This is a genomic window from Pseudomonas sp. GW822-FHT04C11 (assembly GCF_058800905.1).
Map to the genome: position 1 here is coordinate 262,228 of NZ_JBXAMS010000004.1, position 26,370 is coordinate 288,597.

General features: G+C 60.3%; 17 protein-coding genes and 2 riboswitches. Of the genes, 8 read left to right on the top strand and 9 right to left on the bottom strand.

What is annotated here, in order from left to right:
• Positions 1-1,068, bottom strand: coding sequence for a cobalamin biosynthesis protein CobW (gene cobW / locus AC1RJ3_RS09005; RefSeq protein WP_347929663.1), 1,068 nt, complete (start codon positions 1,066-1,068; stop codon positions 1-3).
• Between the two features lie 98 nt (positions 1,069-1,166).
• A riboswitch (cobalamin riboswitch) is annotated at positions 1,167-1,378 on the bottom strand.
• Positions 1,379-1,598: 220 nt separating this feature from the next.
• A riboswitch (cobalamin riboswitch) is annotated at positions 1,599-1,824 on the top strand.
• 100 nt (positions 1,825-1,924) lie between these two features.
• Here cobW and AC1RJ3_RS09010 point away from each other — a divergent pair.
• From AC1RJ3_RS09010 to cobM, 4 genes are all read left to right on the top strand, one after another.
• On the top strand, positions 1,925-2,116 hold the full coding sequence (locus AC1RJ3_RS09010; RefSeq protein WP_493078492.1) for a CbtB domain-containing protein: 192 nt from the start codon (positions 1,925-1,927) through the stop codon (positions 2,114-2,116).
• A gap of 11 nt (positions 2,117-2,127) precedes the next feature.
• Entirely contained in the window at positions 2,128-2,829 is a 702-nt protein-coding gene (locus AC1RJ3_RS09015) for a CbtA family protein (protein WP_216744543.1), read from the top strand.
• Positions 2,826-3,239, top strand: coding sequence for a cobalamin biosynthesis protein (locus AC1RJ3_RS09020; RefSeq protein ID WP_493078494.1), 414 nt, complete (start codon positions 2,826-2,828; stop codon positions 3,237-3,239). Before AC1RJ3_RS09015 ends, AC1RJ3_RS09020 begins: the two co-directional genes overlap by 4 nt.
• Before the next feature lie 81 nt (positions 3,240-3,320).
• The gene (gene cobM, locus AC1RJ3_RS09025; protein WP_493078496.1) at positions 3,321-4,067 is read left to right on the top strand and encodes a precorrin-4 C(11)-methyltransferase; all 747 of its coding nucleotides are present in this window, start codon (positions 3,321-3,323) and stop codon (positions 4,065-4,067) included.
• A 201-nt stretch (positions 4,068-4,268) separates the two neighbouring features.
• Here cobM and nfuA read toward each other — a convergent pair whose 3' ends face one another.
• Both nfuA and AC1RJ3_RS09035 read right to left on the bottom strand, forming a co-directional pair.
• Positions 4,269-4,853, bottom strand: a complete 585-nt coding sequence (nfuA, locus tag AC1RJ3_RS09030) for a Fe-S biogenesis protein NfuA (RefSeq protein ID WP_007946504.1) — start codon at positions 4,851-4,853, stop codon at positions 4,269-4,271.
• A 111-nt stretch (positions 4,854-4,964) separates the two neighbouring features.
• Entirely contained in the window at positions 4,965-7,256 is a 2,292-nt protein-coding gene (locus AC1RJ3_RS09035) for a fatty acid cis/trans isomerase (RefSeq protein ID WP_493078498.1), read from the bottom strand.
• Positions 7,257-7,411: 155 nt separating this feature from the next.
• On the opposite strand from AC1RJ3_RS09035, the gene metH reads away from it, so the two are divergent.
• Complete coding sequence (gene metH, locus AC1RJ3_RS09040) at positions 7,412-11,122, top strand: methionine synthase (RefSeq protein WP_347929657.1); 3,711 nt, start codon at positions 7,412-7,414, stop codon at positions 11,120-11,122.
• Positions 11,123-11,626: 504 nt separating this feature from the next.
• On the opposite strand, the gene AC1RJ3_RS09045 is transcribed toward metH, so the two are convergent.
• Positions 11,627-12,097 carry a DUF1289 domain-containing protein gene (locus AC1RJ3_RS09045; RefSeq protein ID WP_054596783.1) on the bottom strand — a complete coding sequence of 157 codons (471 nt, stop codon included), beginning with the start codon at positions 12,095-12,097 and terminating at the stop codon, positions 11,627-11,629.
• A gap of 408 nt (positions 12,098-12,505) precedes the next feature.
• Between AC1RJ3_RS09045 and acnB the strand changes: the two genes are divergently transcribed.
• Entirely contained in the window at positions 12,506-15,106 is a 2,601-nt protein-coding gene (acnB, locus tag AC1RJ3_RS09050) for a bifunctional aconitate hydratase 2/2-methylisocitrate dehydratase (protein WP_347930020.1), read from the top strand.
• A 189-nt stretch (positions 15,107-15,295) separates the two neighbouring features.
• Here the strand turns inward: acnB and AC1RJ3_RS09055 are convergent, their stop codons facing one another.
• Both AC1RJ3_RS09055 and AC1RJ3_RS09060 read right to left on the bottom strand, forming a co-directional pair.
• Positions 15,296-16,960, bottom strand: a complete 1,665-nt coding sequence (locus AC1RJ3_RS09055; protein ID WP_493078501.1) for a SulP family inorganic anion transporter — start codon at positions 16,958-16,960, stop codon at positions 15,296-15,298.
• A gap of 233 nt (positions 16,961-17,193) precedes the next feature.
• The gene (locus AC1RJ3_RS09060; protein ID WP_493078502.1) at positions 17,194-18,474 is read right to left on the bottom strand and encodes a serine/threonine transporter; all 1,281 of its coding nucleotides are present in this window, start codon (positions 18,472-18,474) and stop codon (positions 17,194-17,196) included.
• A gap of 491 nt (positions 18,475-18,965) precedes the next feature.
• Between AC1RJ3_RS09060 and AC1RJ3_RS09065 the strand changes: the two genes are divergently transcribed.
• Complete coding sequence (locus AC1RJ3_RS09065; protein ID WP_103315212.1) at positions 18,966-19,490, top strand: cysteine hydrolase family protein; 525 nt, start codon at positions 18,966-18,968, stop codon at positions 19,488-19,490.
• A gap of 217 nt (positions 19,491-19,707) precedes the next feature.
• A complete protein-coding gene (locus tag AC1RJ3_RS09070; RefSeq protein ID WP_493078504.1) occupies positions 19,708-20,658 on the top strand; it encodes a 2-hydroxyacid dehydrogenase in 951 nt (316 codons plus the stop codon).
• A 15-nt stretch (positions 20,659-20,673) separates the two neighbouring features.
• Here the strand turns inward: AC1RJ3_RS09070 and tssA are convergent, their stop codons facing one another.
• From tssA to AC1RJ3_RS09085, 3 genes are read right to left on the bottom strand one after another with little or no spacing between them, the layout of a single operon-like run.
• Positions 20,674-21,774 (bottom strand): type VI secretion system protein TssA, encoded by a 1,101-nt coding sequence (gene tssA / locus AC1RJ3_RS09075; protein WP_493078506.1) that lies wholly within the window; start codon positions 21,772-21,774, stop codon positions 20,674-20,676.
• Positions 21,771-25,589, bottom strand: coding sequence for a type VI secretion system protein (locus AC1RJ3_RS09080; RefSeq protein WP_493078508.1), 3,819 nt, complete (start codon positions 25,587-25,589; stop codon positions 21,771-21,773). The genes tssA and AC1RJ3_RS09080 overlap by 4 nt, the downstream gene beginning before the upstream one ends.
• A complete protein-coding gene (locus AC1RJ3_RS09085) occupies positions 25,586-26,353 on the bottom strand; it encodes a DotU family type IV/VI secretion system protein (protein ID WP_493078510.1) in 768 nt (255 codons plus the stop codon). The genes AC1RJ3_RS09080 and AC1RJ3_RS09085 overlap by 4 nt, the downstream gene beginning before the upstream one ends.
• Positions 26,354-26,370 lie beyond the last annotated feature (17 nt).

A 26,370-nucleotide genomic window follows, 5' to 3' on the forward strand; every position in this document is an offset into this window, starting at 1 on the left:
TTAAACGCTGAGCGCGGCGCGCAATTGCGCTTCGAGCAAGACGGCGTCCAATTGCTGGCCGATCAGCACCAGACGGGTGCTGCGCGCTTCGTCTGCGCCCCACTGACGGTCGAAGTGCTTGTCGAAACGCGTACCCACGCCCTGGATCAGCAGGCGCATCGGCTTGCTCGGGATCGCGGCGAAGCCCTTGACCCGCAGGATGCCGTGCTGAACCACCAATTGGGTCAGGGCGTCAAGCAACAGGCTTTCGTCGGCTTGCGGCAGTTCGATGGAAATCGAATCGAAGGCGTCGTGATCGTGATCATCGTGGTCGTCGCCATCGTGGTGATGGTCGTGGTGGCTGTGACGTCCGTCGATGTGCTCTTCAGAGCCGGCGCCCAGACCGATCAGCACGTCCAGCGGCAAACGACCGCTGCTGGCTTCGATGATCTTCACCGCTGGTGGCAGTTCTTCGGCGACTTCCAGGCGCACTTTGGCCAGATCCGCAGGACTGATCAGGTCGGCCTTGTTGAGGATCACCAGGTCGGCACTGGCCAGTTGGTCGGCGAACAGCTCGTGCAGCGGCGATTCGTGATCCAGATTCGGGTCGAGTTTGCGCTGGGCGTCGACCTGGTCCGGGAAGGCGGCAAAGGTGCCGGCGGCCACGGCCGGGCTGTCGACCACGGTGATCACCGCATCCACGGTGCAGGCGCTGCGGATTTCCGGCCACTGGAAGGCCTGGACCAACGGTTTTGGCAGGGCCAGGCCAGAGGTTTCGATAAGGATGTGGTCGAGGTCGCCGCGACGGGCAACCAGTTCGCGCATCACCGGGAAGAACTCTTCCTGAACCGTGCAGCACAAGCAGCCGTTGGCCAGCTCATACACGCGGCCGTTGGCTTCTTCTTCGGTGCAGCCGATGGAACATTGTTTGAGGATTTCGCCGTCAATGCCCAGCTCGCCGAACTCGTTGACGATCACCGCGATGCGCCGGCCCTGGGCGTTATCGAGCATGTGTCGCAGCAAGGTGGTTTTGCCCGAACCGAGGAAGCCGGTAACGATGGTGACGGGAAGTTTGGCCAGTGTTTTCATCGGATGCCCTTTGGCAAGGTGGCGGGCATACGGGACGACAACCGGCAGCGCTTGAGCGCGCGGAAGAATTCGCCACCGGATCACCCCGCCCGGTTGTAGTGAGAATCTGTATCGAGGCAGGTCTCCTGGCTGACGGTGGGCCAGTCATTCGACTGGCGGTTCCTGCACCTTCCCGCGCCTGAAAACAAAAGAGCGCAGTGGCATGGCAGAAACAAAACCGTTCACAGTTGCGGGGGCAGCCGCGGCATCGACCGCGTTCCCTTCTTAGCTTCGGCGCACGCGCCAAAGAACCTCGAAAGCGCAAGGCTACGCATCGCATCGGGGCGGGTCAATGTTCGCGATCCACCGTGGCGAGGGAGCTTGCTCCCGCTGGGTCGCGAAGCGGCCCCTCATTCCCGCAAGTACCCCGCGTGCACACGATTTACGACGGCTGCGCCGCCGAGCGGGAGCAAGCTCCCTCGCCACAGGGTTCTGCTTAGATCTCAACTGAGAACGCGTGCCAATTGACGCCCCGCCCTCGCCCATGCTCTCCTACACGCCTTGTTACGGGTGCCCTTCACAGGGTGAAACGGGAAACCGGTGAATCATGTGCTTTACTCAAAAGCCATGTCAGTCCGGTGCTGCCCCCGCAACGGTAAGCGAGCGAAGAATCAGATCCACTGTGCCAGCAGTTCGGCATGGGAAGGCGATTCTTGCAGGTTCGGCGAATGCCAGCCCCTCGTGAGCCCGGAGACCGGCCCGCAACACATCAATAACAAACCCGCGGTGGGCGGGCGCTGTTTTAGCCTCTGCGTGCCCGGCTCGCGGGGGTTTACATGCGCTCGATTCACCCACTGACTGACCAGAGGGAAGCGCCATGTCGATCATCAGCAGCACTCGCCACGTCACCGCCAGCACCACCTCCACCCTGAACCAACGCCTCGTTGCCGCTATTGGCGCATCGATTCTGGGCGCGTGCCTTGTGTATTTCGCCGGTTTCTCGCACATCGACGCGGTGCACAACGCCGCCCACGATACCCGTCACAGTTCTGCGTTCCCGTGCCACTGAGACCTGCCGAGATGATCAAGCGTATAGCGCAAACCGCAGGTTTCACCGGCTTGCTGGCCGCCCTGCTGCTGACCCTGCTGCAAAGCTTCTGGGTCGCGCCGCTGATTCTGCAGGCGGAGACCTACGAAAAAGCCCCGGCGGCTGAAGTCCATGAACATGCCGAAGGCGCCATGGCTGGCCACACCCACGATGCAGAGGCTTGGGAACCGGAAGATGGCTGGCAGCGCGTGCTGTCGACCACTGGCGGTAATCTGGTGGTCGCCGTCGGTTTTGCGCTGATGCTCGCGGGTCTCTACACCCTGCGCGCGCCGACTCGCACTTCTCAAGGCCTGCTCTGGGGATTGGCCGGTTACGCGACCTTCGTCCTCGCTCCGACCCTGGGCTTGCCGCCGGAATTGCCGGGAACTGCCGCCGCAGACCTGACACAACGGCAGATCTGGTGGATCAGCACGGCAGCGTCCACCGCTGTCGGTATCGCGCTGATCGTGTTCGCCCGGCATTGGCTGCTGAAAGTGCTCGGTGTCGCCATTCTGGCCGTGCCGCACATCATCGGCGCACCGCAGCCTGAAGTGCATTCGATGTTGGCCCCCGAAGCCCTCGAAGCGCAATTCAAGATCGCCTCGCAGCTGACCAACGCCGCGTTCTGGCTGGCCATGGGCCTGATCAGCGCCTGGTTGTTCCGCCGCAAAAGCGATGGTCAATACCACGCATGAGTGAAGCGCGCGCAGCGCCGACCCTGGTGATCGGCCTGGGCTGCCAGCGCGGCTGCCCGGCCAGCACGCTGCGCACGTTGCTCGACCAGGCGTTGCAGGCTCATCACATCGAATTACGAACGATCAAGGCCTTGGCCAGCATCGATCTGAAACGTGATGAGCCCGGTCTGATCGAGTTGGCCCGGCAACTGTCACTGCCACTGATCTGCTTCAGCAGCGAACAACTTTCCAGCTATAAACCGCAACTCAGCCATCGCTCGCAAATCGCTTTCGAGCGCACCGGCTGCTACGGCATAGCGGAAAGTGCCGCGCTGGCCCTCGCCGAACAACTGGCGCAGGCACCGGTAAAATTGCTGATCCCGCGACAAAAATATGCCCAGGCGACGTTTGCGTTGGCCGGCGCCGCCTAAAATCCTCGATAATCCCCGCCTTCGATCATGAGCAATCTTCATCTGAAGCCTTGCTTTGACAATTTTTCACAGGAGCCGGCCATGACCGTCTACTTCATTGGCGCAGGTCCCGGCGACCCGGAACTGATTACAGTCAAGGGCCAGCGACTGATTCGCAGTTGCCCGGTGATCATCTACGCCGGCTCGCTGGTGCCTGAAGCCGTATTGGAAGGCCATCAGGCTGAACAGGTGGTCAACAGCGCCGAATTGCACCTGGAACAGATCATCGAACTGATCAGAATCACCCACGACAAAGGTCAGGATGTAGCGCGCGTGCATTCCGGCGATCCGAGCCTGTATGGGGCGATCGGCGAGCAGATTCGTTATCTGCGCGAGCTGAGCATTCCGTTTGAAATCATCCCTGGCGTCACCGCCACTGCTGCGTGTGCAGCGCTGTTGGGGGCCGAGCTGACGCTACCGGACATCTCGCAAAGCGTCATCCTGACCCGCTACGCCGACAAGACCGCGATGCCGCCAGGCGAAGAATTCAGCAGCCTGGCCCAGCATGGCACGACCATGGCGATTCATCTGGGGGTCAATCACCTGGAGAAAATCGTCGCTGAACTGCTGCCGCATTACGGCGCAGATTGTCCGATTGCAGTGGTTCATCGGGCCAGCTGGCCGGACCAGGATTGGGTGGTGGGAACGCTGACAGACATCGCCGAAAAGGTTCAGGCCAAGGGATTTCGACGTACGGCGCTGATTCTGGTGGGTCGGGTGCTGGGCAGTGACACCTTCAGCGAATCGTCGCTGTACCGCGCCGGGCATGCACATCTCTACCGCCCTTAGGTGCACACATAACCTGTGGTGAGGGGGCTTGCCCCCGTTGGGTCGCGAAGCGGCCCCCTGTGTTCTTTCAGACATACCGCTTTGCGACGGCTTCGCCGCCGAGCGGGGCGGTGCGGCGTTCCGACAAGCCCCCTCGCCACAAATCGCGGGCATAAAAAAACGGCGCTCACGGGCACCGTTTTTCATGTCGCAGCGAACACCTTAGTAGTAGGCGTTTTCTTTCTGCGTGTGGTCGGTCACGTCACGGACACCTTTGAGCTCGGGTATGCGCTCAAGCAGCGTGCGCTCGATGCCTTCCTTCAGGGTCACGTCAGCCTGGCCGCAGCCCTGGCAGCCGCCACCGAACTTCAATACGGCGATGCCGTCTTCAACCACATCGATCAGGCTGACCTGACCGCCGTGGCTGGCCAGCCCCGGGTTGATTTCGGTTTGCAGGTAGTAGTTGATGCGCTCATTGACCGGGCTGTCGGCGTTGACCATCGGTACTTTGGCGTTTGGCGCCTTGATGGTCAGTTGGCCGCCCATGCGGTCAGTGGCGTAGTCGACCACCGCATCGTCCAGGAATGCTTCGCTGAACGAGTCGATGTAAGCGGTGAAGCTTTTGAGCCCCAGCGCTGTGTCTTCAGGTTTTTCTTCGCCCGGCTTGCAATAGGCAATGCAGGTTTCGGCGTATTGAGTGCCAGGCTGGGTGATAAAGACCCGAATGCCGATCCCCGGGGTGTTCTGCTTGGAGAGCAGATCAGCCAGATAATCGTGGGCGGCGTCGGTAATAGTAATGGCGGTCATGGAAGTTCCTCGCAGGCTTGGGCGCAGTTTACGCCAATCATCGCGCCGGACAAAGTCCCAGTATTTTTGTCGGGAAAGAACCGGTCGCCGCCAGGGCGACCGGCAGGTAAATCACAGGTTTTCGTAGCGATTCATGTCCAGTACGCCCTCTTCCACCGGATCGGTCTCGTGGATATACCGGCTTAAATCGTGGAAATACTGCCAGAACTGCGGATGGCTGCGACGAATCCCCCAGTGCTCGACGATTTTCTCGAAGTCCTGGGCATTCTTGGCATTCTCCATCTCGGCGACAAATGCCGGTACTTGTTCAGCGGGAATGTTGAACATGAAGTTCGGGTAGCTGCTGAGCACACCGGGATAAATGGTCAAGGTGTCCAGCCCCGGCTGATAGCGCAACGCCTCGCCGAGCAGGAACGCCACGTTGCTGTGGGCACGGTTGCGCAGCAGGCTGTACACCTCGCGCTTGCCGCTGCGACTTTCGATGCGCAGCATCGTCGCTTCCGGCAACTGGTCGATCACCTTAAGCCCGGCCGCCGGGCGTGCGGTCAGGCGACTCAATGCCTGCTCGGCATTCTGCAAGGCCGGATCGATATTGGGCCGTGAGCAATAAGCGCCATCGCAGCGATTGATCGGATCAGGACTGGCGTTCAGGTCACCGTAACGCATCAGCAATTGCTGGACGAAATCGCGTTTCGGGTCTTTCTCGTCGAGTTTCAGTGCAGTCGGCTTATCGTTGTCGATGCTTTCGTAATCCAGCCACATCTTGAATTTGCCGCTGCTCTGATACCAGTCGTCCAGATACCCGTCACGCGAATCGGCCGGCATCAGGCGCAGGAAATTCTGCTCGGCGCCGTTACGGATCAAGTCGAAATACAGCCGGGTCTGCGCCTGATGGGAAACGTTGCCGAACACGTCGAAGTTGACCGCCAGCTGATAATAGGTGCGCTCCAGCAACGGGTAGTCGAATAACCACATGGTCTGTGGCACTTCACCGATCAGCCCCTTGTTCACTGAAGCACTGTCAAAATGCCGGAAGATGCTCAGCAAGGCGTTGTCGTTACCGGCCCACAAGGTCGACCAACTCGGCGCGTGTGCCTTGGCGTAGGTGTCACGGCGCAAGGCTTCGTACTCGTTACGCTTGTCGCGGTAGGCATGCCACAGGCTCAGCACGCTGCCGACATCGTCATTCTGGCCGGGCATGGCCAGCAATGGCGTGGCCTTGCCGCGATAACTCGGATCGGTGATGTACAGGTCATGCTCCGGCGCCTGGAAGAACGCCCAGAAGTTGTCGCGGATCACGTCGGTAGCGATCTGCCCGCGACAGACCGGGCCGCGGATAAAGGTGCGCACGAAGTATTCGGCGTTATCGAGCATGAACTGATACCGCGCCTGGGCCGGAATCGCCTGGAAGGTCTCGAACGGATTGGCCCGACGTTCCGGGCCATAACCAGGCAAGGCGTGAACCTGCCAGTTGCCGTTGTAGAACAGGGTTTTGATCCGGGCCATTTTCGCCGGGCTCAGCGGATAGGTGATGTGCGTCTTGTGCACGATCACCCCTTGCACCGGCCACAAGCGGTAATACACCTGGGTGCCCGGATCGTCGTTCGGGCGACGACTGTTGATCAGGTCGATCGGTTGGCCCGTCGGTGTGCGCGAACGCACCCACTGGAAGAAGTGCCCCGGCTCGCCATCCTTGAAGTAGATATGCGCCAGAAACCAGTGCTCGAACAACCAGCGTGCTACCAGACTTTCACGGGCGCCCGGTGCGTTCAGCAGGTTTTCCCACTGCACCACCTGCAAGGCTTCCCTGGCGCTCGGGACCAGGCCCTGCTGGTCGATAGGCGCACCGGAGGCCAGCCAGCGTTGCAGCGTCTGGTACTGCTGATCGGTCAGCCCGGTCACCGCCAACGGCATGCCTTCTTTCGGATGGGCGCCGGCGTAGGCCTCGAACTCTCCTGGCATCGGGCACATGTTCTCGCGCTCAAGCCCGAGCACAATCTCTTCCGGCAACTTGGCGTTAGGTTGCAGCGGCGTCCGGTGGCCGAGTTCAAGCATTCGCGCCATCAACGCAGCCTGACTGCCCTGGGCATCGAGTACCGAGTAGAAGTCCTTGCGTTGCCAGGCGGCTTTGCCAAAGGCGTCATAAAACAGCCGTGTCGGCTCCGACGCCTTACTGCGCTCGCCGGCATAGACCGGAATCTTGTTCGCGCCCCGCGCTGCACCTTCGCCACTGCCCAGATTGAGCTGACAGGCGGCGTCATAGCAGGCATGGCAGGCCACGCATTTTTCAGTGAAGATCGGCTGAACGTCGCGGGTGTATGAGATCGCCGGCGCCGTGCCTTGTGCTGTGGCGACACTGCTTATAAGCAGCACAAAGAGGCTGATGAAAACGCGATACGACATATCCCTGGTCCCGATCATGAAAAAACGTCGCGATTCTACCGTCCTGGCCCGCCCACCAACATGAGCGATATTCATGCAAAAGCAGCTCATGCTCTAATTGCACGCAGGTTTGCTATTATTCCGACCCTTCGTAATGGCCTTACCAGGTAGTCCTAATGTCCGATCGCAGCGCTCGCCTACACGTCCTCAAGCAAGCCCTCAAAGAGCGCATCCTGATTCTCGATGGCGGCATGGGCACAATGATCCAGAGCTTCAAGCTCGAGGAGCAGGACTACCGTGGCAAACGCTTTGCCGACTGGCCAAGCGACGTCAAGGGTAACAACGACTTGCTGGTACTGAGCCGCCCGGACGTAATCGGGGCGATCGAGAAGCAATACCTGGATGCCGGCGCCGACATTCTGGAAACCAACACCTTCAACGCCACCCAGGTATCCCAGGCCGACTACGGCATGCAGGGCCTGGCGTACGAGTTAAACGTAGAAGGCGCACGCCTTGCGCGCAAGGTGGCGGACGCCAAGACCCTCGAAACCCCGGACAAACCACGTTTTGTCGCCGGTGTCCTGGGCCCGACCAGCCGCACCTGCTCGCTGTCGCCGGACGTGAACAACCCTGGCTATCGCAACGTGACCTTCGATGAACTGGTGGAGAACTACACCGAGGCCACCAAAGGCCTGATCGAAGGCGGCGCCGACCTGATCCTGATCGAAACCATTTTCGACACCCTGAACGCCAAAGCCGCGATCTTCGCCGTGCAGGGCGTGTTCGAGGAAGTCGGTTTCGAATTGCCGATCATGATTTCCGGGACCATCACCGATGCCTCCGGCCGCACCCTGTCCGGCCAGACCACCGAAGCCTTCTGGAACTCCATTGCCCACGCCAAGCCGATTTCCGTCGGCCTGAACTGCGCCCTTGGCGCCCGTGAACTGCGTCCGTACCTGGAAGAACTGTCGAACAAGGCCAGCACTTACGTTTCGGCGCACCCGAACGCCGGCCTGCCGAACGAATTCGGTGAATACGATGAACTGCCGGCGCAAACCGCCAAGGTCATCGAAGAATTCGCCCAAAGCGGTTTCCTGAATATCGTCGGCGGTTGCTGCGGCACCACGCCGGGACACATCGAGGCCATCGCCAAAGCCGTCGCCGGCTACGCGCCACGGCAGATTCCGGACATCCCCAAGGCCTGCCGCCTGTCGGGCCTGGAGCCGTTCACCATCGATCGCAGCTCGTTGTTCGTCAACGTCGGCGAGCGGACCAACATCACCGGTTCCGCCAAGTTCGCCCGGCTGATCCGTGAAGACAACTACACCGAAGCGCTGGAAGTCGCCCTGCAACAGGTCGAAGCCGGTGCACAGGTGATCGACATCAACATGGACGAGGGCATGCTCGATTCGAAGAAGGCCATGGTGACCTTCCTCAATCTGATCGCTGGCGAGCCGGACATCTCCCGCGTGCCGATCATGATCGACTCGTCGAAATGGGAAGTGATCGAAGCCGGCCTCAAGTGCATCCAGGGCAAGGGCATCGTCAACTCCATCAGCATGAAGGAAGGCGTCGAGCAGTTCATTCACCACGCCAAACTGTGCAAGCGCTATGGCGCTGCCGTGGTGGTGATGGCCTTCGACGAAGCCGGCCAGGCCGACACTGAAGCGCGCAAGAAGGAAATCTGCAAACGCTCCTACGACATTCTGGTCAACGAAGTCGACTTCCCGCCGGAAGACATCATCTTCGACCCGAACATCTTCGCCGTCGCCACCGGTATCGAAGAGCACAACAACTATGCAGTCGACTTCATCAACGCCTGCGCCTATATCCGTGACGAACTGCCCTACGCGCTGACCTCGGGCGGCGTGTCCAACGTGTCGTTCTCGTTCCGTGGCAACAACCCGGTGCGTGAAGCAATCCACTCGGTGTTCCTGCTGTATGCGATCCGCAACGGCCTGACCATGGGTATCGTCAACGCCGGCCAACTGGAGATCTACGACCAGATCCCGGCCGAGCTGCGCGATGCGGTCGAAGACGTGATCCTCAACCGCACCCCGGACGGCACCGACGCGCTGCTGGCGATTGCCGACAAGTACAAGGGCGATGGCAGCGTCAAGGAAGCCGAGACCGAAGAATGGCGCAGCTGGGACGTCAATAAGCGTCTGGAGCACGCGCTGGTCAAAGGCATCACCACGCACATTGTGGAGGACACCGAAGAATCCCGGCTGTCCTTCGCCCGGCCGATCGAGGTCATCGAAGGCCCGCTGATGTCCGGCATGAACATCGTTGGCGACCTGTTTGGCGCCGGCAAGATGTTCCTGCCGCAGGTGGTGAAATCCGCCCGCGTGATGAAGCAGGCGGTGGCGCACCTGATCCCGTTCATCGAACTGGAAAAAGGCGACAAGCCGGAAGCCAAGGGCAAGATCCTGATGGCCACGGTCAAGGGCGACGTCCACGACATCGGCAAGAACATCGTCGGTGTGGTACTCGGCTGCAACGGCTACGACATCGTCGACCTCGGCGTGATGGTCCCGGCCGAAAAAATCCTGCAAGTGGCCAAAGAGCAGAAGTGCGACATCATCGGCCTGTCCGGCCTGATCACGCCTTCGCTGGACGAGATGGTCCACGTGGCCCGCGAGATGCAGCGCCAGGACTTCCATCTGCCGCTGATGATCGGTGGCGCGACCACTTCCAAAGCCCACACGGCAGTGAAGATCGAACCCAAGTACAGCAACGATGCGGTGGTCTACGTCACCGACGCTTCTCGCGCCGTCGGCGTGGCGACGCAGTTGCTGTCCAAGGAACTGAAGGCCGGTTTTGTCGAGAGAACCCGCGAGGAATACATCGAAGTCCGCGAGCGCACGGCTAACCGCAGCGCCCGCACCGAACGCTTGAGCTACCCGGCGGCGATCGCCAAGAAGCCACAGTTCGACTGGAGTTCTTACGAACCGGTCAAGCCGACGTTCACCGGCGCCAAGGTGCTGGACAACATCGACTTGAAGGTGCTGGCCGAGTACATCGACTGGACGCCGTTCTTCATCTCCTGGGACCTGGCCGGTAAATTCCCGCGCATCCTCCAGGACGAAGTAGTCGGCGAAGCCGCCACCGCGCTGTACGCCGACGCTCAGGAAATGCTCGCCAAACTGATCGACGAGAAGCTCATCAGCGCCCGTGCGGTGTTCGGCTTCTGGCCGGCCAATCAGGTGCACGACGATGACCTGGAAGTCTATGGCGATGACGGCAAGCCGTTGGCCCGCTTGCATCACCTGCGCCAGCAGATCATCAAGACCGACGGCAAGCCGAACTTCTCCCTGGCCGACTTCGTCGCACCAAAAGACAGCGGCATTACCGACTACGTCGGTGGTTTCATCACCACCGCCGGGATCGGCGCCGAAGAAGTCGCCAAGGCCTATCAGGACGCTGGCGACGACTACAACTCGATCATGGTCAAGGCACTGGCCGACCGTCTGGCCGAAGCCTGTGCCGAATGGCTGCACCAGCAGGTTCGTAAAAACTACTGGGGTTATGCCAAGGACGAGACCCTCGACAACGAGGCGCTGATCAAAGAGCAATACACCGGCATCCGCCCTGCCCCCGGCTATCCGGCCTGCCCGGACCACACCGAGAAAGGCACGCTGTTCGCCCTGCTGGATCCCGAGGCCAGCGAAATGCACGCCGGTCGCAGCGGGGTGTTCCTCACCGAACACTACGCCATGTTCCCGGCCGCCGCCGTCAGCGGCTGGTACTTCGCCCACCCACAGGCGCAGTACTTTGCCGTCGGCAAAATCGACAAGGATCAAGTGCAAAGCTACACCGCTCGCAAAGGCCAGGAGCTGAGCGTGAGTGAACGCTGGTTGGCGCCGAACCTGGGGTACGACAACTAAGGATCAAAAGATCGCAGCCTACGGCACACAATAAAGCGCAGCGCCCGCCTCCGCGCCCGCCCCCACCACTCAACAGGCCGAGCGTTAGCTCGCCTGCCGCCGTTGATCTTGATCCACCCGCCCCTATCGGGAGGCCGAGTGGAGGTGTTCATCAGGGGGTGGGCGCGCAGCGCCGTTCGACGAAGTCGAACACATCGAGAGGAGGTCGTAGCGAAGCAGACCGTAGGCGATGCCCCCTGATGAATACCGGAGTGAGGGAACGCCGAGCCTAGGCGAGGTGCCGTACGCTTGGGGCGAGCGTTTTTTTGCTTACTTTTTTTAGGCGCTTGTAAAAAAAGTGAGTCGCCGTAAGGGCGAAACCGCCAGCCGCCGTTACCGCAGAAATGGATATGTACACCTGCAAGAGATTGGTCGGCTGTCAGGCCGCCATCGCGAGCAAGCTCGGCTCCTACAGTAGTTCTGTGTACATCTGCGGGAGATGGGTCGGCTGTCAGGCCGCCAGGATCAACCGCCAAACGCATCCCTGAGAAAACCCGGCGCGATATAACGCTGGTAATGCGCTTCCGACAGCAGGAAAAACTCCCGATCAATGGCATCACGCAACTCCGGCAAGCTCCAATCGCGGAACTCCGGCAACAACACCATCCCATAAGCTTCCAGATTGTTGATCACCCGCGCCCCCCGGGCAATCAACTGGTACGCCCAGCAATATTCCGACTGATGCGGCACAAAACGGATCTTGCGCTGCTCCAGCTGCTCACGCAGCCGCCAGGGATCGAAAATCTCGATTTTCCCGGCCATCACCTGCACCAACAGCTGCTCAAGACGCAACCAGACGGCGCGCTTTTCTTCCTCGTTGTAACCGTTCCAGTGAATCACTTCATGGTGGAAACGCTTGCAGCCACGGCACACCAGATCACCGTAAACAGTGGAACAGAGGCCGACACAGGGAGTCTTGATGGTTTGATTGGGCATAGGTAGGCAGAACGCGAGAAAGCAAAACAGGTCGGCATGTTAGCCCTTTGTCTAACATTCATCACCCCTCAAAGTTCAGGGCCTAACTTACCTTTAATTTTTTTTTGCCGTAGAATCAGCCAGCCTTTTAAGGCGCCAATGTCCGTTAGAAGCTGTTTTCAAAGCGTCACGAGCACAGTCGTTCCTTCAGAGCGGTGTTGGCGATGAGTATTTCCAGCGGGGAAAAACTCAGCGCCAACCCTCATCAGCTCCCCGTTCTGCAGGCGTAAAACTTTGAAAGCAGCTTCTGTAAGGAATTGTCGGTAATTCTGGCTAAGCGGCCCACAACGCCACGCAGCGCATGAGTACGGCAATTTCGGGATGAGCGTCCCGGACACCCATTTGGGACCACTGATGAGGGTAATAACTGTGCTTGAAGCCTACCGCAAACATATCGAAGAGCGTGCAGCACTGGGTATCGTTCCCCAGCCGCTTAACGCCGAACAAACTGCAGGCCTGGTTGAGCTGCTGAAGAATCCTCCTGCTGGCGAAGAAGCTTTCCTCGTTGACCTGATCACCAACCGCGTTCCGCCTGGAGTGGACGAAGCAGCCTATGTAAAGGCCGGCTTCCTGTCTGCGTTGGCCAAAGGCGAAGCCACTTCTCCCCTGATCGACAAAAAGCGCGCTGTTGAACTGCTTGGCACCATGCAAGGCGGCTACAACATCGTGACCCTGGTTGACCTGCTCGACTCCGCCGAACTGGCCGCCGTCGCTGCCGCGCAACTCAAGCACACCCTGCTGATGTTCGACGCTTTCCACGATGTCGCGGAAAAAGCCAAGAACGGCAACGTTCACGCTCAAGGCGTACTGCAATCCTGGGCTGACGGCGAGTGGTTCAAGAACCGCCCGGTGCTGGCCGACAAGATCAGCCTGCGCGTATTCAAGGTCACCGGCGAAACCAACACCGACGACCTGTCCCCTGCTCCTGATGCCTGGTCGCGTCCAGACATCCCGCTGCACGCCCTGGCCATGCTGAAAATGGCCCGTGACGGTATCGTGCCGGACGAGCAAGGCGTTACCGGTCCGATGAAGCAGATCGAAACCATGCGCGGCGAAGGTTTCCCGATCGCCTACGTCGGCGACGTAGTGGGTACCGGTTCTTCGCGTAAATCGGCAACCAACTCGGTGCTGTGGTTCTTCGGTGACGACGTTCCTTACGTGCCGAACAAGCGCGCTGGCGGTTTCTGCTTCGGCAGCAAAATCGCTCCGATCTTCTACAACACCATGGAAGATGCCGGCGCACTGCCAATCGAATTCGACGTCACCAACATGAACATGGGTGACGTGATCGACCTGTACCCTCATGCCGGTAAAGTCACCAAGCACAACAGCGACGAAATCCTGACCACCTTCGAAATGAAGACCCCGGTCCTGCTCGACGAAGTCCGTGCTGGCGGTCGTATCCCGCTGATCATCGGCCGTGGCCTGACCGAGAAGGCGCGTGCCGAACTGGGTCTGCCACCGTCCGACCTGTTCAAGAAGCCGGAAGCTCCAGCTGAAAGCACCAAGGGTTTCACCCTGGCGCAGAAAATGGTCGGCAAGGCGTGCGGCGTAGCCGGCGTTCGCCCTGGTACCTACTGCGAACCGAAAATGACCACCGTCGGTTCCCAGGACACCACTGGCCCGATGACCCGTGACGAACTGAAAGACCTGGCGTGCCTGGGCTTCTCGACCGATCTGGTGATGCAGTCCTTCTGCCACACCGCGGCCTATCCAAAGCCGATCGACGTCACCACTCACCACACCCTGCCAGACTTCATCATGACCCGCGGCGGCGTTTCCCTGCGTCCGGGCGACGGCATCATCCACAGCTGGCTGAACCGTATGCTGCTGCCGGACACCGTCGGCACCGGTGGTGACTCGCACACCCGTTTCCCGATGGGCATCTCGTTCCCGGCGGGTTCCGGCCTGGTCGCGTTCGCCGCAGCCACTGGCGTGATGCCACTGGACATGCCGGAATCGATCCTGGTGCGCTTCAAAGGCAAAATGCAACCGGGCGTCACCCTGCGTGACCTGGTTCACGCCATTCCTTACTACGCGATCCAGGCTGGCCTGCTGACCGTAGAGAAGAAAGGCAAGAAGAACGCCTTCTCCGGCCGCATCCTGGAAATCGAAGGCCTGGACAACCTGAGCATCGAACAAGCCTTCGAGCTGTCCGACGCTTCGGCTGAACGTTCGGCTGCCGGTTGCACCATCAAGCTGTCGAAAGAGTCGATCACCGAGTACCTGAGCTCCAACATCACCCTGCTGCGCTGGATGATCGGCGAAGGCTACGGCGATGCGCGCACCCTGGAACGTCGTGCTCAAGCGATGGAAGCCTGGATTGCCAACCCTGAGCTGATGGTTGCCGATGCTGACGCCGAATACGCTGAAATCATCGAAATCGACCTGAACGATATCAAAGAGCCTGTGCTCTGCGCGCCGAACGATCCGGACGACGCCCGTCTGCTGTCCAGCGTTGCTGGCGAGAAGATCGACGAAGTGTTCATCGGTTCGTGCATGACCAACATCGGTCACTTCCGCGCTGCCGGTAAACTGCTGGATCAGGTCAAGGGTCAGCTGCCAACCCGTCTGTGGCTGTCGCCGCCGACCAAGATGGATGCTCACCAACTGACCGAAGAAGGCTACTACGGCATCTACGGCAAGGCTGGCGCGCGCATGGAAATGCCGGGCTGCTCGCTGTGCATGGGTAACCAGGCTCGCGTAGAACCGAACTCCACCGTAGTGTCGACCTCGACCCGTAACTTCCCGAACCGTCTGGGCGATGGCGCCAACGTCTACCTGGCTTCGGCCGAGCTGGCGTCGGTGGCTTCGATCCTGGGTCGCCTGCCGACCGTCGAGGAGTACATGGCCTACGCGAAAGAAATCGACACCATGGCCAGCGATGTCTATCGCTACCTGAGTTTCGACCAGATCGCCGAGTTCCGTGAAGCTGCAGCGAATGCCAACATCCCGGTCATTCAAGCTTAACGCCTGTGGCGAGGGAGCTTGCTCCCGCTCGGCTGCGGAGCAGTCGTAAAATCAGCCCCGCATTCTATCTGAATACTCGCGGTGTTTGATTTTTGGGCCGCTTCGCGACCCAGCGGGAGCAAGCTCTCTCGCCACAAAAAAACGCCGCGCATCGTAAGGTGCGCGGCGTTTTTTTTATGCACGAAGGTTTTACCCTTGGCCTTTAAGCGCCTCCTGCACCGCCCCGTCGACGCTCAAGTCACAGAGAGTGACTTGCAAACGCTTGACTTCCGGTAGCGCCGAGAGTGCCGCTTGCGCCTCGAGCTTGAGACGCGCCAGCACCAGGCGCTTGCCTTCGTTGCGTACCCGCAAGAAAAACTCCTGCAACGCCTCGATGCTGGTGCCGTCCAGGTTCGGTGACTCTTCCAGGCTGAGAATCACTGTGTGAATCGGCGTTTCAGAGTGCCGAATCAAGTGCAATGCGCCGCCGAGAATTCGCTCCGCGTTAGCAAAAAACAGCGCTTCGCCCGGTCGGACAATCAGCATCCCCGGCACGGCCCTGGCCAATGGATGACGTTGCACGTCGACAAAATCGTGCCCGGTGCCGATGTGCCCGAGAACCTGGATATCCGCCGCTGACATTTGCTTGAGCATCAGCAGCACACTGATCGCCACCGCCACCAGCAAGCCGTCCAGCACCCCCAATACCAACACGGCCGCCACGGCGCAGATCACCAGCAGGCGATCACGTCGCCAGACAAAATAGCGCCCCAACGGTTGCAGGCTCAAGCCACGGCCCAGCGCATGCATGACGATCGCGGCCAGTATCGGTTCAGGGGTCAAGGCGATATAAGGCAGCACTGTCAGGACGATGATCAGCACCACCAGCGCTGCCACGCCACCGGCCAAACGCGACGTCGCGCCGGCGGCCTCATTCGCGGAAGTCGCGGAATAGCCCGCCCCTGCCGGCATCCCGTGAAACAACCCGGACACCAGGTTCGACGCCCCCAACGCCAGCAAATCCCGGTTCGAGGACACCCGATCACCGTGCTTGAGTGCGAAGGAGCTGATCGAGCCGTAGGACTCCGCATACAGGATCATCACCATGGCAAAGCCCAGTTCTCCCAGGCGTAACCAGTCGGTAAAAGGCAGCACCGGCAGCTTCGGAACCTCAAGGCCAAGGTCGATAATCCCGATCATCCTGACTCCATAGGCCGGCAGGTTCAGCCATTGCCCCGCCGCGATGCCGATCACCACCACCAGCAAGCCACCCGGCAAGCGCCGGAACCGCCCGAACAACCACAACAAGGCCAGCGCCACTGCAGCCACGCCGGCGGCGACCCAGTTCCACTGAGGCAGTTGCTCCAGCAACTCCGGCAAAAAACGAATCGGATTGCCGTTGCTCAGGTGCACGCCGACTACGCTGGCGAGCTGTTTAAGGATGATCGTCAGCGCCAGGCCAAAGGCAAAGCCGCGTAATACCGGTTTGGCGATGAACGACGTCACCCTGCCAAGCTTGAACAATCCGGCCAGTAAAAAGAACGCGCCGGTCACCAGTACCAGGCCGATGGCCAGGCTTGCACGTAGTTGCGGGTCGCCATTGGCCAATGTCGCCGTGGCGGCCGCCAGCACGGCGGCTGACGAAGAGGTTGCGGAAACGATAGCAAATCGGCTGGTGCCAAACAGTCCATAACAGAGCAAGCCAGCGAACAGCGCAATTACCCCGGCCTGCGGCGCCAGGGCCGCAATACTCGAATACGCGACAGCCTCGGGCAGCAGCAGACCGGCAATCGATAAGCCGGCCAACAGGTCCTGCAAACGGTTAGGACGCTCGGTGGTGGTTTGGGGCGCTACAGTCGGTGGATCAGTCGGCAATCAGGTGTCTCCAGGCAATCAATTCCAAGCCGGCCAGATCGACAACGGCACAAAACAGAACATCGATCACACTGCTTTGCAGGCACAAGCGTAGCCTCAAATCCGCCATGACATGTGAGCTGGATCAGTTTGCCCCCGATAACCCGCGCAGAGGGTCTGCGCCAAGCTTTTCGACCGAGCAAAAAAAAACGGCCGCTGCGCATATAAAGCGCAGCGGCCGTTGCCTCACTGAATCAGGCGGTCAGCGAATAAATCAGCGCCGAAATCGCCACCAGGCCCACCAGCGTCACGAAGACGTTGGAGGCCTGGCCGCGATAACGTGCCATGGCTGGCACCTTGCGGATCGCGTACATCGGCATCAGGAACAGAATCGCCGCGATGACCGGGCCACCGAGGGTTTCGATCATCCCCAGGATGCTCGGGTTCAGCGTGGCGACGATCCAGCAGACCACCAGCATGAACGCTGCGGTCATACGGTCCAGGGTCTTCGGTGCCGGACGGCGACCGCTCTTGACGATCAGCCCCTTGAGGCCTTCGCTGGCGCCGATGTAGTGGCCCAGGAACGATTTGGAAATCGCCACGAACGCAATCAACGGTGCGGCGAACGCGATCGTCGGGTTGCTGAAGTGGTTAGCCAGGTACGACAGGATCGACAGGTTCTGCGCCTTGGCCTCGGCCAGTTGTGCTGGCGACAGGGTCAGCACGCAACTGAAGACGAAGAACAGCACCATCACCACCATCAAGGTGTGAGCGCGAGAAAGGATTTGCGAGCTGCGCTCTTCGGCGTGCGCGCCATAACGACGCTTCTGGTCCACCGCAAAGGCCGAGATGATCGGCGAGTGGTTGAACGAGAACACCATCACCGGAATCGCCAGCCACAGCGTGTGCAGCAATGCCGAAGGCTCGGGCAAGGTGCTCGCGGTTTCGAGAATGCCGCCGCTCCAGTGCGGAATCAGGAACACCGCCAGAAACAGCAGCGCCACGATGAACGGATACACCATCAGGCTCATGGCCTTGACGATCATCTGCTCGCCGCAGCGCACCACGGCCAGCAGACCGAGGATCAGCACGAACGACAGAATCGCCCGTGGCGGCGGCATGATGTGCAACTGGTGTTCGAGGAAACTGCCCACGGTGTTGGTCAGCGCAACGCTGTAGATCAGCAGGATCGGAAAGATCGCGAAGAAGTACAGCAAGGTGATCAGGGCGCCGGCCTTGATCCCGAAATGCTCTTCGACGACTTCGGTAATGTCTGCCCCCGCGCGACCGGATAACACGAAGCGGGTCAGGCCACGGTGTGCGTAAAAGGTCATGGGGAACGCCAACAACGCCAGGATCAACAGCGGCCAGAAACCGCCGAGGCCTGCGTTGATCGGCAAAAACAGGGTACCCGCACCAATCGCCGTGCCAAACAGGCCCAGCATCCAGGTGGTGTCATGGCGATTCCAGCTGCTGAGGCTCGCTGGTGCCGCCGCTTCATAGCGTTCATCAACGCTATTGGCCTGATCATTCATCCGGTCAGATCTCCGCATTCCGGTCACTTGCCACTCGGTCAGGACGAGTCAGAAAAAGCTGACAGGCAGCGCCCTGGCCGAAACAGGGGCGCGATTGTCCGGGATTAATCAGCAGAAGCAAAGACTTAGCTGAGGAATGGTTATGCAGATCAGATGCTCGGAAAAGGCGTTACGCGCCACAGCCCACACAATCCGCCGGCTGAACGCGAGCAATCCGAAGAAGCTGCTTTTTATGGGGGCGCTGAATCGGCGAGCCGAGTGCACTCAATAATCGCCTTGCGACTGCATTGACATGTTTGCCGAACCCACAGCATGATCGGCCTCATGAACTTCGCTGCGCTGAACCTCACCCGCACCACCACGACCGCTTCCGGCGGGTCGTGCGGTGGCTGGCTGAGATAAATACAGCGCAGTGAACCCCAGGCCCCGCCAGCAATGGACGGGGCCTTGTTGTTTCTCCCGTCCGTTCGGCACTTCATGGAGAAACACCTATGTCATCGGCACTTTTGATCATCGATATGCAGGTCGGTCTGTTCTACGGCCCGGACAAGCCCCACGACGGCGAGCGAGTACTTGCCAACATCCGCCAGCTCATTCACCGGGCCCGAGCGCGCGAAGTGCCGATTTATGCGGTACGCCACACCGGTCCTGAGGGTTCGCCCATTGAGGCAGGAAGCCCATTCTGGCAATTACTTCCCGAGCTGGAGCTGGATGCGAATGTCGACACCCTGTTCGATAAAACCCGCCCCAATTGCTTCCTCGGAACTCGACTGGCACAACAACTCACCAACGCCTCGATAAACCATGTGTTCATCGTCGGCATGAAAACCCAGTACTGCATCGACAGTACCTGCCGGGCCGCAGCCGAACAGGGCTTACAGGTTACGCTCGTCGCCGATGCTCACACCTGCATGGACACTGCGGCGTTATCGGCCAAAATGATCATTGAGCACCACAATGCAACCCTTGGCGGGGCGTTCGTGAAATTAATGAATACAGCGGACGCCAGGTTCTGATGCGCTGAAAAGATCGCAGCCTATCGCCGCTCCTACATTGACCACGTTCGCCGCAACGATTGTGATCGCGTAGGAGCTGCCGCAGGCTGCGATCTTTTGATCTTGCTTTATTGCTTTCGTCAGCTCCTACACTGAGTTCTGCAACTTTTGGTAATTGCCAAACCACTCTGTAGTCAGCAATCTGAACCGCTTATTCCAATGCCTACAGGAGCCCAGCATGCCTGCAACCGTACTGGTACTGGTTGAAACCATTAACGACTACCTGCCGATTCTCGAACATCAAGGCTTCCACCTGATTCTCGCCCCCACTCCCGCCGAGCGTGCCCAGGCCATCGCCAGTCATCGCGGGCAGATCGATGCCGTGCTGACGCGCGGCCCGCTGGGGCTGTATGCCGATGAAATCGCCGCGCTGGCGAACCTGAAAATCATCTGCGTAATCGGTGCCGGATACGAGCAGGTCGATCTGCAAGCCGCCAGCGACCGCGGTATAACCGTCACCAATGGTGCTGGCGTCAACGCCTCGTCGGTGGCCGATCATGCGATGGCCTTGTTGCTGTCGCTGGTGCGTGACATCCCTCGGTGCGACGCGGCGGTGCGCCGCGGTGAATGGCCGAAGATCATGCGCCCGTCACTGGCCGGCAAGCGCCTGGGTGTTCTGGGGCTCGGCGCCGTCGGCATGGCCATCGCCAAACGTGCCGCCAACGGCTTCGACATGACGGTGAGTTACCACAGCCGCCAGTTGCTCAGCGACATCCCCTACGACTTTTGCTCAACGCCCACCGAACTGGCTCGGGTCTCTGACTTTCTGATCGTTTGCACGCCCGGCGGCATCGGCACGCAGCACCTGGTCAACAAGCAGGTGCTGGATGCCTTGGGCCCCCAGGGTTTTATCGTCAACATTGCCCGCGCCAGCGTGGTTGCTACCAGCGATCTGATTAGCGCGCTCGAGCAACGGCGGATCGCCGGTGCCGCGCTCGATGTATTCGATGAAGAGCCTCAGGTGCCGGATGCGCTCAAGGTATTGAGCAACGTGATCCTCACGCCGCATGTGGCCGGCCTGTCGCCGGAAGCGACCAAGGGAACCGTTGAACTGGTCGGGCAGAACCTGATGGCGTTTTTCTCCGGTCATCCGGTGTTGACGCCCATCAAGTTGCCCAAGCCGCTCTGAGAGGCGCTGCGATGTTTAGAGCACACCCAATAACGTCCAGAGTCGGCGCGACTCCGCGTCAGCCGATATCAACTCGCCCAACAGTTCACTCAGCGGTTTATTGCCCCACTCCACTCCGCGCCTGATCAAGTAAGGCACCGGACTGTGGGGCTCGGTTCGCGCCAGGTACTCGGCAATCAGCAACAACTGCCGATAAGCCTCTTCGCGACTCGCCGGTTCACGCAGTGCCTGTTGGGCTGGCGCGGGCTCCGGCTCCAGAGTGTTTTGTGGCGCCCGGACCTGCGGTGGCTCGACCGGGGCCTGGGTGGGTTGACGTGGATGCATGGCGATGAACTCCTGAACGAGCGTCAACAGCGCCTCGATGATGCCCCGCAATGATTTGTAGCCTGGCGCCTGATTGCCCAGGTAGGCATCACTCCAGTCCTCCAGCCGTTGCAGATGCTGCAAGCTCAGTAACAGGCTGCCTTGGCTGCGCAACCAGAACGACAGCGGCGTCGCGCGAATCTGTTCGGTGAGTTTTTTCTGCTCGTTGCGCGCAGCTTCAGCTGAGGTCTTTGCGGCCTTGGTGTCATTGACCATCACCTGCTGCACTTGCAAGCGCCGCCAGTCATCCAGGCAGAAATCCGCAAATTCGCTGGTGCGCGTGTCGAACAGCGGCACCCGGGTGAGCAGGATTTCGCTGTAGCGTCGCGCCAGCCATTCGAGAGGAATCACCCGCCACGACTGATCGCCCTCCTCGGCCTGAGGGTGAAGTTGCTCGGGGTAGCGCTCGCATAGCCCCGCCACCAGCGCCAGGCTGCCCGGCAACCCTTCCAGGCCGTCCAAATGTAACCAGGCCTCGCCGAGCCAGGCACTGAGCATCAAGTCCTTGCTGCGCTCCAGCAGCAAACGGCTGGCGAGCTTTGCCTGTTCCGGCCATTGGGCACGCTTGATCGACGACTGCCAGACCCCTGTCGGCAAACTGGTATCGTCCTCGCGGCGCAGCTCGCGCAACTGATCGAACTCAGGCTCATAGCGCAGGTCCTGGCCACAGGGCGCTTCATCGCTGATCGGTTCGAGCAACTGTGCGATCAACTCCGGCAGCGGCGATGACAATGATAGTGACGGCAGACTCACAAGCCCTCCTCGTTCGTCACGATGGCCGCCGTCGAACCCGTCGAGACAAAGGGTGAACGCGGCGCACGGGTCGGCAACGGTTGAATGGACAACGGCAGTTTTGATCCCTGAGTCATCCATGACAGGCGCATGAACATCTGTGTCGGCTCCTCAATGCTGGTGCTCGCGGCGACCGGCAAGCGCAAGGTCAGTGGAAAATCGGTGTAGTCCATGCTTGGCTGGCGCTGATTCGACTGGTGCGAACGCATCAGCCGCAGCAACGACCAAGGGCCGCCGTACTCCCAGCCAGCTTCCAGGTCCCTGATCACCAGGTTCGGTTGCAACGGGTCGCTGACCGGCCGTTGGGGACCATTCCTGGCCCAGCGCAACGTCAACCTGACGGGTTGGCCGACCATCCAACGCAGGTTCTGCTGGGCCTCGCCGGGGTAGCTGATCTGTTGATTACCGGCATTCAAACCCCAGGCAATGACCTGATCGGCGCCGTGCTCTTCCTCGCGATCAGTGCGCCAGCGCACATCCATCTCCACCCCGAGAATGCCGCTTTTATCTCGCACAAACAGCGGCCCGAGCCAAGTGCTGGCCTGTTTCAAGCGATTGAGAAAGTCCTCGGCGGCCAAGCGTTCCGGCGTCCGGCTGAGTTGCAAACCGGCTTGCGCCACCGGCAGGCGCTTGTCGATCAATTCCAGCAAATGCTGGACCCGCGCCGGGTCGGCATCAGTCACCTGCGTGCCATTGGAGAACGGAAAACGCTCGGCCAGGTACTGATTGAAATAGTTGGCCAGGTCGTTCCACGCAGCCGAAGCCTGTTGCTGCTGCAGCGACTGGCAGCGTTGCATCGCGGTTTGCTGCAGTTCCTGAGCCCTCAGGGCAAGCGTCCCACGGCCACCGGAAAGGTTGGCGGTTTGCAGGATTTGTGCGCAGGACCCGGCATCCATGTCGATAAAGTCCCGGCTCACCAACTGTTCGATCTGTGCCGCAGAGCTGGCAGGATTCTGCTCCTTGTACTTGAGCAGTTCATCATTCAAGGCACTGAACTGCACAACCCGTTCGTAATCCAGTCCCGACAGATTCTGCTGCTGGACCTTCAGCCACTCCAACGCCGAAGTACGTTGTTCGGTAATACCCAACATGGTGTTGAACTGCTGCTTGAGGCTCAGCTTCAGGTCCTGCACATCACTGGCACCGTACAGCTGCAAGCCGAGGTTTTTCGAACCATCCCAGCGCGCAATACTGGTCCTTTCGCTGAACAGCGGCTGGGCGATTATTTCGTTCAGGCCATTGGCGACCTCGGCCAACGCGCGGCGGTTGAGTGCGTTCTGCAAACGGGTAGCCAGGTCACTGCGGCGCAACTCGACAAAGGCTTTTTGCAACGCCACCGCCTGCGAGGCCTGCACATTGAACCCTGTGCCTTGCTGCACCTGGCCGCCCTGTTCCTCCAGGCTGAGCCACATCGCCTTGGCCGCCGCCCCTTCCGCCGCCTGAAGCAGTGCGCCCCGGTAGGCTGGCGGGATACGTGGCAGCTCTTCGCTGACGTAGCTTTTGTAACTGGCGAAGTAATTCAATGCGCTGTTGAGACCATCGCTGTCGGCGTTCTGCCCCTGTGAAGCACTGAGGCTGGAATCATCCTGACGCAGTGCAATAGCCACGAAATCGCGCTTGAACAACGCCTGCACGGCGTTGTCCAGCTGGCTGACATGCTCTTGCAACGCCAGTTGTCCGCTGCCTTGCTGAACCAGCAAATTGCCACGCGAGCCTGCCTGGGCAATCCATTGATCACGAAAGCTCTGCTGCAACTTCGACGCCTGCATGTCCAGTTGTTGCTCCAGTTGCGGCCCGAGCAAGGCGCTTTGGCGGACTTTATCCATCAGCTCGCGGTAGCCCGGCACCAGGTCCTGGCCCTTGCCTCGTCCCCACGCCGAGTTGGTCAAGCCAATCAACGCTTGCAGGTCGTCAATCAGCGCCCTCAAGTCCTCGAGCTCGCTGAGTGAATTGCCACTGCCGGACTCCAGCCGCTCCAGGTGCAGCTTGAGATAGCCGGCCTGACGCACGAAGTTGTCCGCCAGAAAGTACTGGTCCAGCCAGCGCTCCATCAGTCCTTCAAAATTCGTCGAGATGGTCGAGCGCTCCGCGCTCAGGTCCAGCGCTTTCAACCCGCTGGTGTCGGAATTGAGCAGTACCCGGTTATAGAAGGCCGAGCGACGCAACGTGCCGACATTGAGGTTCAGCGACAAGGCGTTATTGCTCAACAGCACCAGGTCATCGAGCGGGCTCCGGGGATTGTTCAACGCCTGATTGAACCACTGGTTCTGTTGTTCGAGACGCACCGCGCGCTCGACCAGTTCCTTGGCCTTGACGTAGTTCTGCCATTGCGCCGGGTCTTCGCTTTCCACGTTCACTCGACGCTCGGTATTGCGGATCGCCTTGAGCTGCGCCAGGTCCGACACCAGCAACTCTTGCAGCGGCACCAGCAAGTGCCGCTGAGCAGTGAGCCGCAGTTCGTCCTCCAGCTGCGCATCCAGCGAGGAAAACCAGGAGGTGGGAAAGACCACCGAACTGAACGTCCAGCGCGGGGCTCGTTCCAGTACCCGCCAGAAACTTTCGACGTTACGTCGCGTCGGTTCCAGTCGATGGCTTTCGTCCGTGACCGCGACATAATTTTTCTGCGCACCTTGCAGCAAGCGTGACAACTCATGGGCATCCTTGACCGAGTCGTGCCAGACCCAAACCATACCGATCGCCCAGACCAGGCCGACCACCAGCGCCACCACGCCGGTCACCCGTTGCCAGCGTTGGCGCAGCCGCAAAATCCGCGGTACGACCTGAGCCACGCCACGTTCGGCGACAATCCGGCGCTGCCACAACTGCCGGGCAAACGCGCTCTGCTGCAACACCGTGTCATAGGCCGAGAAGCTCTCCCGAGTACTCTCCGGCGCTTGGTTGGCAGTGAAGTAAATCCCTCGAAAACGCGGCGCCTCACCTTGTGCGTTGCCCTGAAAAACCGGCTCAAGCAACGTTTGCAGTGTGCGCCGCAGCGCTTCGAAACGGTCCGGCAAGGCAAACAGTTCGTTGCTCAAATGCCCGGACAAGGCGCCGATCTCGATGATCGATTCAGACAATGCCCGGCTCACCTGATCCAGCGCCTGATCACTCCAGTGCGATTGCCAGACCGCCTCAGGCGAATACGGCGACGACCAGCCCAACGCCTGTTCACGTGCCTCGACCGGAAGTGCAGCAATCAACGCCTGAAAGCCCGGCACTTCCTCCATCCCGGTAATCACCACATACACCGGCAGGCTCAGACCGAAACGCTGTAACAGATCGATGAAGCGCCGCCGTGCCGCCAGACCGAGGCTGGCGGCCAGCTCCGGATCGCCCAGTTGACTGGCTGGCACGGTCCAGATCACCGCATCCAGTGGCCGCTGGCCACGCAGGCGTACAATCAACCCCAACAGACGCCACCAGCCACCCCGCTGCAGGTTCAAGCCTTCATCAGGCAGAAACAACGCCTGTGGCACCACCAGCACTGCGCCCTCGGGGTCCGACCACCAGCGCCCGAACCAGGCCGGTTTGTCGGTGGGTTGCAAGCGCCATTGGGCACACAGCTGGGTGCCCTGGGTTTCGTTGCCGAGCATCAGCAGCCACGGAATCTGATAGCGATCCTGCGTGCCCTGCTCCTGCTCCATGTGCCGGACCGACAGATAAAAACTGCGAATCGCCGCGCCGCTCTGGGTGCGCAACCACCACACCGCCACCAGCAATACTGCCAGCAGCAACAGCACCGCGACGACGGTTGCGACAATCCCCAGAGTGCTCATGAGTCTTGCTCCTGGGCCGCTGCCGTTTCGGAAAGGTGCATGACCGGCTCAAGCTCCTGACGGATGTCGCGCCAGAACATCTGCCCCACCCCGGTCATCAACAGCACGACACCGAGGATCGCCAGTGCCAGACGAAAGCCGTCAGGTAGCGACAGACGCGGGGGCAACTGCACGGGAGTCACCGCTGAAGGCTGCTCCAGCCGAGCGCTGACATCGGCGTAATCGGGCTCGTGTTGCCAGGCAAACGCGAACAACGCCAACCGCCACTTCTCATGCTGGAGCTGGTTCTGCTCGCCGCGCAGACGGCCTTCAAAACCCAGTACCAGGCATTGCAAATAGACATTGGCCAAATCCCGAGTGGCCGGCACCTGGTCGTCGAGCAATGTCTTGATCGCCAGTGGCAGCCGTTCGCCCGCCTGACGGCTGGCATACATCCGTGACTCCAGCGGTTTGTCCTGCCAGCCGAGCTGACCCGGCCAGGCGGTAAACAACAGGGTCTCGTCGATCAGCGCGACAAACGCATACACCACGGCGGTCACCTGCTCGGTGGCGGCATCACCGACTTTGGCAAACGCGGTTCGCCACAAGCGCTGGGTAATCTGCGTGGAAAACTCGACGACGGCTTCGACCAACGCTTCATCGTCACTGTCTTTGGACTGTTCGTTCCAGGCCAGCGACCACTCTTGCCAGGCCTGACGAAAAGCACTGCTCAGTGGCGCTTCGTGGAGGCCTCGTGCAGCGCTGCCGACGTTCCCTTCAGGCATTCGATTCCCCTTCCCTG

Excerpts from the sequence above, each read along its gene's own strand:
- AC1RJ3_RS09020 (WP_493078494.1), top strand. The coding sequence starts at position 2,826 with ATGAGTGAAGCGCGCGCAGCGCCGACCCTGGTGATCGGCCTGGGCTGC.
- AC1RJ3_RS09045 (WP_054596783.1), bottom strand. The coding sequence starts at position 12,097 with ATGCCCAATCAAACCATCAAGACTCCCTGTGTCGGCCTCTGTTCCACT.
- AC1RJ3_RS09080 (WP_493078508.1), bottom strand. The coding sequence starts at position 25,589 with ATGAGCACTCTGGGGATTGTCGCAACCGTCGTCGCGGTGCTGTTGCTG.
- nfuA (WP_007946504.1), bottom strand. The coding sequence starts at position 4,853 with ATGACCGCCATTACTATTACCGACGCCGCCCACGATTATCTGGCTGAT.
- AC1RJ3_RS09070 (WP_493078504.1), top strand. The coding sequence starts at position 19,708 with ATGCCTGCAACCGTACTGGTACTGGTTGAAACCATTAACGACTACCTG.
- cobW (WP_347929663.1), bottom strand. The coding sequence starts at position 1,068 with ATGAAAACACTGGCCAAACTTCCCGTCACCATCGTTACCGGCTTCCTC.
- AC1RJ3_RS09065 (WP_103315212.1), top strand. The coding sequence starts at position 18,966 with ATGTCATCGGCACTTTTGATCATCGATATGCAGGTCGGTCTGTTCTAC.
- cobM (WP_493078496.1), top strand. The coding sequence starts at position 3,321 with ATGACCGTCTACTTCATTGGCGCAGGTCCCGGCGACCCGGAACTGATT.
- AC1RJ3_RS09010 (WP_493078492.1), top strand. The coding sequence starts at position 1,925 with ATGTCGATCATCAGCAGCACTCGCCACGTCACCGCCAGCACCACCTCC.
- metH (WP_347929657.1), top strand. The coding sequence starts at position 7,412 with ATGTCCGATCGCAGCGCTCGCCTACACGTCCTCAAGCAAGCCCTCAAA.
- AC1RJ3_RS09085 (WP_493078510.1), bottom strand. The coding sequence starts at position 26,353 with ATGCCTGAAGGGAACGTCGGCAGCGCTGCACGAGGCCTCCACGAAGCG.
- AC1RJ3_RS09035 (WP_493078498.1), bottom strand. The coding sequence starts at position 7,256 with ATGTCGTATCGCGTTTTCATCAGCCTCTTTGTGCTGCTTATAAGCAGT.
- AC1RJ3_RS09060 (WP_493078502.1), bottom strand. The coding sequence starts at position 18,474 with ATGAATGATCAGGCCAATAGCGTTGATGAACGCTATGAAGCGGCGGCA.
- AC1RJ3_RS09015 (WP_216744543.1), top strand. The coding sequence starts at position 2,128 with ATGATCAAGCGTATAGCGCAAACCGCAGGTTTCACCGGCTTGCTGGCC.